The organism is Natrinema soli (assembly GCF_028618695.1).
The window spans coordinates 1-12,199 of record NZ_JAQIVI010000283.1 but is presented as its reverse complement, the minus strand read 5'-3'; the positions used below and the strand labels follow the sequence as shown (position 1 = coordinate 12,199).

Sequence of the window (12,199 nt, the reverse complement as noted above, 5' to 3'; positions counted from 1 at the left end):
CTCGAGACCGAGGCGGTCGGTGACGTCGATGACGCCGTCGTCGACAGTCAACAGACCGAGGCGGTCGCCGTTGAATCTAACGAATCGCATGGTGGATTCACTACTGTACAGCCATATAAATTATCCCTTCTCGAGCGATTCGAGACGACCGTGACAAACACGGTGGCTGCGAATCGCTGCCGCTGGCGGGATGACTGTGTGTGAATCACCAGACGTGTGTTAGAGGGTCGCGCGGTAGCAGCCACACGGGTTGCCGTCAGGTGCTCTCGTCGTGTGTGCAGATGCCGCCCCTGAACTCGATTCAGGCAGCGGAGGACAGGTTCGGAGTACCGCTCTTCTCGGCCGCGACTGCGACGACCCGCGACTGCGACGACTTACGAAATTCTCGACCATCTCGATCTCAGTACACAGATGGACGGTACGGGACGGCTCCTATCCGATGGCCTCAACGAGAATCACTGAACATCACTGCAGAGTCAGTAGCTCGATGCTTAGATGATTCGCGTTACAAGTGGCCCAAGCACTGGTCATGAGTCTCACCGCCGTTTTGCGGATCAGTTCGAGAAGCACTCGTCTCCCGTGGCGGATTGCATGGCAGTACGACGGTCGAACGGATCAAAAGCTACCGATAGGAGAGGATTCGACGAGTGGTCTACCGTGGAATCTATATAAGGCCGATGGCCGTTGCTCCGTGGGTCAAGACCGCGGCGATGGGAACGAGTAATGCAGTTCGGAGGACTAGCAGGAGGAACAGATCACGGAACCGCATCGGGATATCGTCAAACATATCGACCATCATCGGTGCCGGCGCTGAGAAGAAGATCGCCTGAGCGCTCGTTACGATCACGACAAAGACTTGCGTGGTAATATCCGCTTCGACGACGAACGTCGCGCCAATGAAGAACTCCGCACCGCCAAGGATGACGCCAATCGTCGCCGTTTGAGGATCCGGAATTCCGAGGATCGACATGAGCGGAACGAACGGCGTGGCGAGATAATTGAAGAACGCAGTGTACTCCTCGATGAGGAGAACAACCATCGACATCGTCAATACTGATCCGACGACCATTCCGGCGAGTTTCAGACCGTCGATGAAGCCGATAAGTGATGTACGTAGTATCGATTCACCTTCCTTCGCCGTTTTCACGCCTTCATTGAAGGCGAATCGGAAGTAATCGCCGACAGTCCCGGTAAACTCCGGCTCCGGGTCGGGCTCCGCGATGTATTCCTCGGGCACCGTCGAGAGGGGCGGGATACGGACGAGGATCGCTGCGACGACCGCGGTCGCGATAAGATATAGGGCTATGAGGACCGGGAAGATATGGAGGAGATCGAGCAGGGCCGTAACCGCTCCGACTGTCCCCACGTTCGCGGTCGCGAAACAGGTACAGATTGCGAATACTTCCCGCTTGTTGTATCCGCCCCGATCGAAGACGTTTCGAGTGAGATAGTAACCGATGCTAAACGAGCCGAGCCACGACGCTGCGCCATCGAGGGCCGACCGGCCAGGAAGGTTGAACGTGGGACGCATAATCGGTTGGGAAAGCGTTCCGATGAACTGCAATCCGCCGAGTTCAGCGAGCAGGTTGACGAAGATCGAACCGATCGGAATCACGAGCGCGACCGTAATGACGAGCGCCCCCCAGGCCGTGTTGACGATCGGATCGATGAGCATCCATTGCGGGCCAATGTTAAGGAGAATCGCCAACGCGAAAAGGAGGGCACCGGCTCGAAGCGCCCAGAACACGTTTGATGTCCGCCAGTACTCCAATTGGAGGAGCTCTTCCGTTCGTTCACTGACGGTGACTGTTTCCCGATAGTGGAGTTGTGATATCGACGTCAGAATCCCGCCCGCCGCGATCAACCCGAACGCGAACAGGTTGACAGCGAGCATGGACGTATTCTGAATGAGCGTCATCATGATATCGAGCGGAATCGTCGTCTGTCCCTCCCACTGAACCGGGACGAGAAAGACGAATGCACCTGTCGTGAATGCGGCGATGAACTTTAGTATCGGCCGAAAACCTGTTTCGGCGAAGGCCACGTCGTCGACCGATTTCTTTTCAGCAGTCACTGACTCCCCAGATATGTGATCGTCGTTCTCCCAACTCTGGCTACCGAACATAATCCGAGATATCGTAACATGGGGCATAAAAGCACCGAACATATGTCGGGAACAATGATATATAAATGATGTCCGAGTACTTATTATTAAGTTGTAGTAAGTATGTGAAAGTGCTGGCACGAACTATCGATAGTTCCCGGTGACGACAGCGGCGTACTCACGCCAGACCGAACTGCTTCAGGTGATCAGCCAATAGATACCGAACCCGTGTTTTCAACCGAACCTGTCTATTATCGATTGACAAGTACGGTTGGAATTCGAGTTAGCAGTAAAGATACGTCACCAGTGGGCTGATTGGTGGGCACTACGAGGGCGTGCGATTTGCTGAGAACCAGTTTGCTGAATCGCGATGTCGACGGACAGCCGATACTATCCAGTGTTACTCGGACATACTGAGCACACCAGTCGTTCCGATCTCAGGGACACGTCCTGAGTGATACGTCCGAATAGTGCTTTCCCGGTTGGCGATCGCTTTCGGCGGTGAGACAGCTTTGAACGAACAATCGCTGTGAGAAGCTGACTACTCGGTCAAGACGAGCGCCGATCGGGCTACGACTGCGAGTTCTCACACCGCTCTCGACGTCGACGACGGACCAGCAATCGATGATCGAGCAGCATACGATTACGTCACCGAAGACATCGATCGGCCAACCTTGTTACAGCTCTTCGTGAGCGGATCATCGGTGACGTACGGTTTAATACGTACACTCGGCAGTTGTACGCGACCAACGCCAGTGCCTCTGAGGAGATGCCAATAGGCGTGGTCTTTCAGACGGCGAGCGGTCACACTCCCGAGCGGAATCAGCAATACAGAATATAATCAGTCAGAGGGGACCAGTCAGATCCGAACGAGAATATCGTCGCCGTCGACCGTACAATCGAACGTTCCAATGCGTTGACCCGACGCCTCGTGTTCGCCCGTCTCGAGGTCCCATTCCCAGAGGTGCCAGGGGCACGAAACCGTACAGGCCTCGGTATCGACGCCGCCGCGTTCTTCCGTCCACGTGTCCTCGGCGTTGATCTTCCGATCACCGGCCTTGCACAGCGGCGCGCGTTGATGGGAACATCGGTTACTGATCGCGTAGTAGTCGTCGCCGGTGTTGAACACGGCGATCTCGATGCCGTCAATTTCGAATCCTTCGCCCTCGCCTTCGGGGATCTCATCGACCTCTGCAACCTTCGTGAAGTCATTACTATCAACCATTTTTCTGTTTAGAAGGCGAGAATGTCCTTGGCATTCTCACTGAGGATGCGTTCACGCGTGTTTTCGTCGAATGCACGTGACGTGTAGAACCACGTCGGCGGATCCAGCGTCTGATGCGGCCAATCACTCGAGTAAATGAACATGTCACTTGCCATTGAGAGGTCGAGGAGGTTCTCCGCATCACTGGCGTTGCGTGGTAGTGCGAATGGCTGCGTACAGAGATAGATGTTATCGCGGAGGTACTCGCTGGGCGCGCGCTCGAGATATCTCTCGCCGGAGTCCATTTTTCGGGGCGTGATCTGGACGTCCTCCGGGTGCATTTCGTAGAACTCGTCCATCCGGTAGCGGAGGAACGGTACCCACCAGTGGCCGCCTTCCTGAATCACGACGTCGAGATCGGGATACTTGTCGAAGACTCCTCGCATTATCATGTTGACGACGTTGACCATCGCGTGAATCGGCCAGTCGAACCCGAGCACCTCCGTCCAGGTGAGCATATCGTCACCGATGTGCGAGTGCTGCGGCCAGTAGGCAAGCGAGCCATGAAGCACGAGCGGGAGATCGTTCTCGACGAGCGCCTCAAAGACGGGATCGAACTGCTCGTTACCCCACGGAACCTTCGGATCGAACCACGAGTAGGCCGCGACGATCCCGTCCTCGTCGGCGACGCGCTCGATCTCCTCGACGGCGTACTCGGGGTCCCATTTCGGAACCATCATCGACGTCGCGATCCCCTCGTCGACAAAGTGATCGAGCATGTAATCATTGGACGCCTGACAGACGGCATTTTTCAACACCGGGTGATGCTGAAGGGGGAGATTATTGATTCCCGCATTAACGATCGGTTCGTCGACCGCGATCGGGTCACAGGCCTCGCGAACATCTTCGGCGTATTTCGCCCGCCCCTGCGTGAACAACCCTTCCTGCCCTTCTTTGATGGCGTAGGCTGCGTCCCACTTACCCATTACCGGCGTCGCGCCGAACTCCGTCGTTAACTTATCGAGCGCGCGCTCATCCTCGACGTACTCCAGCAGTTCATCTTCCTCCGGGTTAACATGGAAGTCCAGATCGATGATCTCGTCTTCGAACGCCTGATCCGGGACCTCGGCCCGACTATCTAACCGCTTGACCGATGATACCATACGACTGCTGGTTCTATATAGTCTATATTCAAGGTTCTGGTTGCTGAACGACTGCTATCAGCAGCTGAGTCGGATTAATTCGATTACTTCGTCCGGAATTACCGAATAAGTCTGACCGAAACGAACGGGTATGGCTCACCCAATGAATCACCGCTTCGATATCCGCTTACTGTTTACGGTCGTATGTATGTAATATACAGCCCAGAGCATTCGGTGATACCGAATGATCGAACGAATCGGGTCAAAGCGAGCACGTCTGATTCGAAATGAGCCACCGAACCTGACTATCAAAAGTCAGTGAGTACATCCATTCACGAATCGTCGCCGGAAACGACGGCTACTCGAGTGAGACCAAGAGATGAGCCCGTTTGTCAATGGAACATACCACTCACGCCACTGAACAGAATCGGTTAGTTCGACGGATACTGCAACTTCAACTCGAGTTCGTTCGTGGCTTCGAGCAACAACGGCTTTATCTCGTCGTAACAACGATCGACGGTAAGTCGGTTTGCGGGGCCAGAAACACAGATTGCACCATAAACCGTGTCTTCGCCCAACACCGGTGCGCCGATCGCTCGCAATCCAGTGATCGTTTCCTTGTCGTTAAATGCGATGCCGTCCTCACGAATTTGATCAAGTTCGGCCCGCAGCGCGTCTGGATCAGTGATCGTATGAGGCGTGAGTTCGGGGAGTCCATATCTGTCGATGATCTCCTCGACGCGTTCGTCAGAAAGGTACGCTAGAATCAGCTTTCCTGTTGCGAGATGGTGGAGATGTGCCCGACCGCCAACCCTCGCATGTGTCTGGACGGCGTTTTCCCCCATCGCTTTATCGAGGTATACTGCTTCTCCGTGTTCTTCCACGATGAGCCACGCTACTTCGCCCGTCTCAGCAGCGAGATCTTCGAGAATCGGTCCTCCCAGCCGGGAGATAGCTCGGTTATTCTTGACGAACTGCCCGTGATCGAGAAACATGAGGCTTAATTCGTACACGTTGTCGTCCCGAACGACGTACTTGTTGCTCTCGAGCGTGGTGAGGTGACTGTGTATCGTGCTCTTTGCGAACTCGAGCTCATCCGTCAATTCCACCAGTGTTGCACCGTTCATCGACTGCAACGCGGCGAGTATCTCGAGGAGTGTATCGGTCGTTTTGACCCGCCGATTCGGGCCGTCTCTTGGTGTCATATGCGCTAAACGCATGCAATCGGCAAAATGGTTTCGACGGTGGATCCGTCTCGACAGGATCACGTCAATGATGAACTGTGCTGATCAATCTGCCGTGTTGAATAGATATTGTCATGGTTAGAGTGGATCACAGTGCTCAATGAATCGAGGAGATCACCCTTCATGAACAGAGTCGAATTCCTCGGCCTTACCCTTCTAATCCGTGATATCAACCGGTTAGATCGCTATCAACACGGAACTCTCCTCGACTCGAGACGGTGCGCGTACTGTATTTCTGGGAACGTTCTCCGTCTCGATCTCTCCAAACGGTCTCTGTCAGTAACGCCGATATTGCTCTCCATTTGACCTATAGATATGTACGAAGGCGTGACTGCGTTCCGCCGGGACCGCAAGCCCGAATTCGAGAATGAATGAGATGGTCCGTAACGTCGAAATCGTCGGCGGAGGCCACGCGGATTCGGGAGAGCGGAACGCGTCCTGAAAAGATATCGCGAAGGAAGCGGGAAAGCGACGTTCAATGAGGTACCCGTGTGGGCCCGGATGACATCGAAGGGCTGTTCATCGGTACAGTGCAGCCCGAACGGTTTGCGAACCAGACGCACGTCGCGCCGCTGGTTGCCGAACTACTGGGCATCGAGGTGTCTCTCGGACTGACTTCGCATAATTCCAGTCGGAAATTGAGTCAGACGAAATCAGCGAGAGCCCGGAAATTTCACCGCCGCTACACCTCTATGACTGCAGTGGAATCACGGATGGAGCGGCCGGCGTGATCCTGATGAGCGAGAAAAAATCCCGTGAGGCCACCGACACGTCCGACCGGATCACGGGCAGCGAACGATCGACGATGGCTGGCAACTCGATCAACAGCCTCCGTTTGTCAGCGAGAAGCCATCTATTCTCGAATTTACCTCAAGAGGTACTACACAGTAATTGCCTATCCGTATACAGACTTAGCATCATTAATATTTTATTTAATTGATTATATAAAAGTAAGCTATACAGGAAGTTATTGGCATTTCTATGTGGTAATTCCACAAGCGAACAATAAGTGGTAATGCTGAACGATCTCGCATCGCTAGGCAGTACTTGGATTACTGATTTCAGCAGTATTTGTCGCTCTGCAACCATGTTTCAGCGGTTGCTGGATCGGTGTTTCTGAAACAGTTTCCAAACTGAGAGGTGTATCGTTTTATCTCTTGAAAGAGACGTTCGACAGCATTTTGATTTCCATGTGTTTCGTATCGAAATCTTAGTCCAAGATGATGGAGAGCAGCGTTGAACTACGGAGTTGAATCGACGAGAAACACGACGTCGAAGACCCGTGTTTCTCTCTGAGTTCGCATAGAAACATCTCAGTAAGTTCGGTTGTACGCGTTGTATAGAGTTTGACGTGAAGAGATTCGTTCGTTTCGAGATCGACAGCAGCGTACAGCCAATAGTGCTGATCAGTGAGTTGGATCACGGTTTCGTCAAGCAAACGTGATCCAGCTGTTTTCCCGCTGTCGGCTGTATCTCGACTTTCTGTGCCCAATTATGGATCGTCAATATTGCCCATTCGACACCGAATCTCTCCAAGACAGAAATAGTGTTTGAAAGTGATAATTCGGACGGATGAAGCTGGATACTTAATCGCATCAGCTCGCACGGTGTCTGCTCGCATTCCACAAAATCTAATTGAATGCCGCTACTAGTCTCGGTGAAGCAGCTGAATTCGGGCATGGACACCTAGAATTCTGACCGCCTCACTTTTCAGGCCGTATCTGAACAGAGCCGATGAGGTTGTCCGAACCTTCTTAGTGTGCCGTCTCTTTGTTACTGATGAGCATGCCAGACCTTTCAGTTCCAGCATCTTGTACGCAATGCCCTCACATTGACCAATTTCACAGTACCTGTTCACATCCACTTCGTCAAGCGATTCTACAAGAATTAGATGAGAACGGAGACACTTGTCCCTTATTCTCTGAAGTACGGGCTAAAGCCATGCATGATCTCGAAGAGAATATCGAAAATAGATCCGATCTCGAGTAGAGTCGTCTACCGGTCGAAAATAGAAAAGAACTCAAAAGAGTATCAGAGAATAACTCACAGGGTTTTGTGAACTATCCCTAACGGTGTGAGCTCCTACCTATTCGACGCTTTCGATGGCTCCTTGGAGGACTTCTTGATCGACGACGTTGTCAGACTGCGCTTGAAAGTTCGTGAATGTCAGTATGCGTCTATGAGGGAGAGTTCACTGGTATACTCGGTCTGTCTGTTGGCCTTACTCACAACAGATTCGGGCCACTACTGGCATCTCCTGAATGATTATTGCCTGTGTAATAACTTGAATGTCGTATTTTTACACATAGTGTATGAAATCAACAGTTGTATTTACATGCGATACTAACTAACACCTAAAGTAGGTATACGGATGGAGAGAAACATTCCTAATTCTACGGGAGAGATTGCCGGAAATACTGTCAAGGATCTCCTTAGCCGCGATTGTCTGCCAAACAATGTCTCAGAAATAGTTTCCATACATCTCCAGAACGGAGAACCCATGCAAGCGTTGGAAACTGCCCTCAACTATAGAGAAAGGGGTATCGACGCTTCGTGAGCCGGTTGTTCTTCGGAAGATCATCGGTACACTCCGAAACGATTGGGGCATGTTCGTCCACGAGACGATCTTATCCCTACGAAAAACTTCGCCGAGCCGTCAGCAACAATAAGATGACTTCGCGGACTCACGTTGTCCCGGCCGTTGTGCCTTCGGGTAAACACATACGATGGACGAATGGTTATACACTATACTAACAACTGAAGCGATTCACACTCATCACACAGCCATCGCGATCGGGTGTCCAGTGACTGTCAGTGACTACTATAGCTTGGTCATATCAGTTCTCATGCCCGTATCGGCCGATCATCAACCAGAACGTTCAATGTTGGTCGGGCAAAATAGGGTGGTATGGTATCATCTGTCAAGAGACTCGATGATGACGCTGAAGTCCCGGAAGCAGCCTTCGAGGACTACATCGTGGACCTCGATTTCCACGTCAACCCGCAGGAAGAAGAGCTACTGACGTATGTCGAGGACGAACGGACTCTGGATAAGCTGACGACGGAGTTCGGTGCGACACCGGTAATGGGCAAGTGGGATGCCGCCTATGCCATCAAGGAGGGGCAGGAAGGGTTGTTCACGCAGGGGCGTGCCAAGTACGCCGAGGATGTCCGCGAGGCCTGTGACCCGATCGCGGTCGACGAACCGATTGTCAACCCGGGAATCAACAACCTCAACCTCCAGCACCATCCGGTTCTGAAAAACGCAGTGTGTCAGGCGTCCAATGATTACATGCTCGATCACTTCGTCGACGAGGGCGTCTACACCTCGATGATGGTCCCGAAGTGGGATCCAGAGTACGCTGTCGAGGAGATTGATCGCGTCGCCGAGGAGGACGGAATCGTCGCGGCCTACTCGTGGTTCGATCCGAAGGTTCCGTGGGGTAACGAACAGTTCGACCCCGTCTTCGAGGCGCTCGTTGAGAATGACCTGCCGCTGCTACTCCATGGTTCGCTGGCCTACTGGCCCCAGCATTCCTATATCGGCGACGATATGCTCACTTGGACGGAAATATTGGGCTTTGATTGGCCGATCCATGCGATGGTCAACGTCGTCAATATGATTATGCGCGGCGTCTTCGACAAGTATCCCGAGCTCGATGTCGTCATCCAAGAGGGCGGCCACTGGTGGGTGCCGTTCCTCCGCTACCGGATGGACGAATTCTACGAGATGCATCCCGAGGACGTTCAGATCACACCCCGAAAAATGGATTCCGGTGAACGACACCTACAACGCGCACCCAGCGAGTATCTTCGGGACAATATCTACCTCTGTACACAGCCGTTCACACTACCACGGAACGCCGGCGACGCGGAGAACCTCCTCAATCTTTCAATGGCCGACGATATGTTCATATATTCGAGTGACTGGCCCCATCAAACGCTGGACCCGCCGACGTGGTTCTACACGTCGCGGGCGTTCGACGATGAGACGCGCGAACAGATCCTCAACGGGAACGCCAAACAGATTCTCGACATCTAAGCCAATGACTGACACTGACCAGTTCACAAAGGTTGCTGAGGTCGGAGATATTCCAAAAGGTGAGGGCGAAGGGTTCGATGTCAACGGCATCGAGATCGCCGTGTTCAACACCGGCGACGACTACTACGCGATCAGTAATCGATGTTCTCATCAACGCGCCCCGCTGTGTAAGGCAGGTGATCAGAAGATCAATGCTGAGGACACGTGGACGGAAGAACGCGGAGGCGTCGATACCGAGGCCTGTACGGTTTCGTGCCCCTGGCACCTCTGGGAATGGGACCTCGAGACGGGCGAACACGAGGCGTCTGGGCAGCGCATTGGAACGTTCGATTGCATGGTCAACGACGACGATATCCTCGTTCGAATCTGAGCGACAACGATCTGAGACGAGTCTCTTCGGTCGCACAGTGGGTCGAACACATCACACCGCGTGGTCTCCTGGAACCTCGGCAGTTGCCACAGCCGTGCAACACTCAACTATTCCCTACACGCCGTTCTTGTTGTCCAGTTCAGCGGTGGTACGAATCCGGCTCGTATTGAAGGTTCTCAGCCATATCAGAGTCGCCATAGACGTTTCCGAAATTGAGCAGCCAGATAATTACCGTTATTATTGAAAATGAAATGGCCATATACTGAAACAGTTGGTCAGTTATCAAGCACAGTTCCGTGTTCATCGATCTCTTCGTTGCGAATTCGTGTGCTTGAAATAACATCTCCGTCCTCGGCCATAATATGGGGGACAACTACAATTTCAAGCGGTTCATGACCTCTATCATAGCGGATCTCGTTAACTCGTTCTCCTCCTTTTTGAGTTTCAGGAGAGACAACTAGAGTATCGAATTGGGGCTCAGTCGCGATTCCAGTTGGTTCCGTAAGCGGGCGTATTTCAAACTCGCGGTTGTGATCAATTGCAAGCGTTTCGAGTTCGTAGTTGAGTTCTTCTTTACGCAACTCATATGGCCTGATATGTCGCTTAACGTGTCGTGTTTTCGGTGCGAGTTCATCACTTGTCAGTCCGATAGTTACATCCCCAAGTTCGAAAGCTCGTTTGAATAGTTTGCGATGACCATCGTGGATAGGATCGAAGGTGCCACCAAGCGCAACATCCATACAATCTCTTATCGGAACCACCCATATAAAATAGCTGAAAATCATCACTGGCGCTCGCCAATCAATAAATGACAGATATGTCGGAGATCAGAATGAGATAGTAACCGAATCACCCTCTTCGCCGACACGACAGATGTCGTTGCCGTCGAACTTCTCGTCGTCGAAGAGGATGCCGAAGCTGCCGATCTCGTGGTCAGGCATGCCGGCGCTGTAGATCGAAGCCCCTCGAGGAGGAGGAAGCCGCCGACGCCGAGCGCGAACAGCATCCAGATGAAGATGTCGTCTGCGGTGGAGGTGTGGCGGTTCCAGAGGCGGTGGTTACGGACTCAGTAGCGTCGGTAGATCACCATTCCGAGACCGACGACGAACAGCAGCCCCATCGCATCGATGATTAACGAGTAGGCAAGATAGAAATCGCCCTTTCAGAACATCATCTGGACACTTTCTGGGCGTACTCATCTGCCATGATAAGGGTCGCAATAAGCAGCGTCAGGAATCCTCACATGATAAACGAGTGAATCAGTCTGCCGTAGAGATCCCTGTTGAACTGTTTCTCGTTCGGGAGCACGATCTTGGCGCTGCTGACGATTTGATTCGAAAGATCGTCGACTCGAGCGAACGAATCGGCGTCCCCCTCGGCGTGGCGAGAGCATCGCTGATAGATGCCGTAGGTGAGGACGGCGATGGCAGTAAACGCAAGGAGGTAGAACACCGCATATTCGACGCTGATGATCCCCAGTACGCCCCCTCGCCACGTTAGATTGTGTTACGGTATCCACGTCAAAAGGTGACTTATATTATTGGAACTTGTCGATGAGTTCGGGGACGACGTCGAAGAGGTCGTCGACGATGGCGTAATCGGCGATGTCCATGATCGGCGCGTTGGGGTCCGTGTTGATCGCGACGATCGTATCGGAGCCCTTCATGCCGGCAACGTGCTGGACTGCGCCGGAGATACCGATGGCGATGTAGACGTCGGGCGTGACGACCTTTCCGGACTGGCCGACCTGTCGGTTCTTGGGCAGCCAGCCGTTGTCGACGATCGGGCGCGAGGAAGACAGCGTCGCACCGAGCGCATCCGCCAGATCGCGGATCAGGTCGAGGTTCTCCTCCTCCTCGATACCGCGACCGATCGAGACGAGGAGTTCGGCCTCGCTGATGTCGACGTCGCCGCCGGCGACTTCCTCGAAGCCAGTGACCGTCGAGCCGATGGCGTCCTCGTCGATGTCGGCGTCGAAGGCCTCGATCGACGCGTCGCCGGTGCCTTCGGCCTGGGGCCATTCGGCACTCCGGATCGTGACGACCGCCTCGCCCGCGAGTTCGTTCGTCGTCTCGACCTTCCCGCCGTACATC

8 protein-coding genes and 4 pseudogenes are annotated in these 12,199 nt (G+C 53.4%); 3 read left to right on the top strand and 9 right to left on the bottom strand.

Going from position 1 to position 12,199, the window contains the following annotated elements; genetic code table 11:
- The 6 genes and pseudogenes from PGX04_RS34695 to PGX04_RS17215 form a co-directional block, all read right to left on the bottom strand.
- A pseudogene (locus tag PGX04_RS34695) lies at window positions 1-90 on the bottom strand (fumarylacetoacetate hydrolase family protein); the annotation flags it as partial.
- Window positions 91-664: 574 nt separating this feature from the next.
- Window positions 665-2,125: a YjiH family protein gene (locus PGX04_RS17235; RefSeq protein ID WP_273739644.1), complete on the bottom strand. Its 1,461-nt coding sequence runs from the start codon at window positions 2,123-2,125 to the stop codon at window positions 665-667.
- An 838-nt stretch (window positions 2,126-2,963) separates the two neighbouring features.
- A complete protein-coding gene (locus PGX04_RS17230) occupies window positions 2,964-3,329 on the bottom strand; it encodes a Rieske (2Fe-2S) protein (protein ID WP_273739643.1) in 366 nt (121 codons plus the stop codon).
- Between the two features lie 8 nt (window positions 3,330-3,337).
- Window positions 3,338-4,471 (bottom strand): amidohydrolase family protein, encoded by a 1,134-nt coding sequence (locus PGX04_RS17225; RefSeq protein ID WP_273739642.1) that lies wholly within the window; start codon window positions 4,469-4,471, stop codon window positions 3,338-3,340.
- Between the two features lie 410 nt (window positions 4,472-4,881).
- Window positions 4,882-5,655, bottom strand: coding sequence for an IclR family transcriptional regulator (locus PGX04_RS17220; protein ID WP_273739641.1), 774 nt, complete (start codon window positions 5,653-5,655; stop codon window positions 4,882-4,884).
- Window positions 5,656-6,755: 1,100 nt separating this feature from the next.
- Window positions 6,756-7,374, bottom strand: a pseudogene (locus tag PGX04_RS17215) (IS6 family transposase).
- An 863-nt stretch (window positions 7,375-8,237) separates the two neighbouring features.
- Here PGX04_RS17215 and PGX04_RS17210 point away from each other — a divergent pair.
- The 3 genes and pseudogenes from PGX04_RS17210 to PGX04_RS17200 form a co-directional block, all read left to right on the top strand.
- A pseudogene (locus PGX04_RS17210) lies at window positions 8,238-8,448 on the top strand (hypothetical protein); the annotation flags it as partial.
- A 154-nt stretch (window positions 8,449-8,602) separates the two neighbouring features.
- Window positions 8,603-9,736, top strand: a complete 1,134-nt coding sequence (locus tag PGX04_RS17205; RefSeq protein ID WP_273739640.1) for an amidohydrolase family protein — start codon at window positions 8,603-8,605, stop codon at window positions 9,734-9,736.
- 4 nt (window positions 9,737-9,740) lie between these two features.
- Window positions 9,741-10,106 (top strand): Rieske (2Fe-2S) protein, encoded by a 366-nt coding sequence (locus PGX04_RS17200; RefSeq protein ID WP_273739639.1) that lies wholly within the window; start codon window positions 9,741-9,743, stop codon window positions 10,104-10,106.
- Between the two features lie 275 nt (window positions 10,107-10,381).
- On the opposite strand, the gene PGX04_RS17195 is transcribed toward PGX04_RS17200, so the two are convergent.
- The 3 genes and pseudogenes from PGX04_RS17195 to PGX04_RS17185 all read right to left on the bottom strand — a co-directional run.
- Window positions 10,382-10,846 (bottom strand): phosphopantetheine adenylyltransferase, encoded by a 465-nt coding sequence (locus PGX04_RS17195; protein ID WP_273739638.1) that lies wholly within the window; start codon window positions 10,844-10,846, stop codon window positions 10,382-10,384.
- 174 nt (window positions 10,847-11,020) lie between these two features.
- Window positions 11,021-11,625: pseudogene (locus PGX04_RS17190) on the bottom strand (Fe-S oxidoreductase); the annotation flags it as partial.
- 18 nt (window positions 11,626-11,643) lie between these two features.
- Window positions 11,644-12,199 (bottom strand): electron transfer flavoprotein subunit alpha/FixB family protein (locus tag PGX04_RS17185; protein WP_273739637.1); only part of this gene is annotated, 556 nt, incomplete at its 5' end.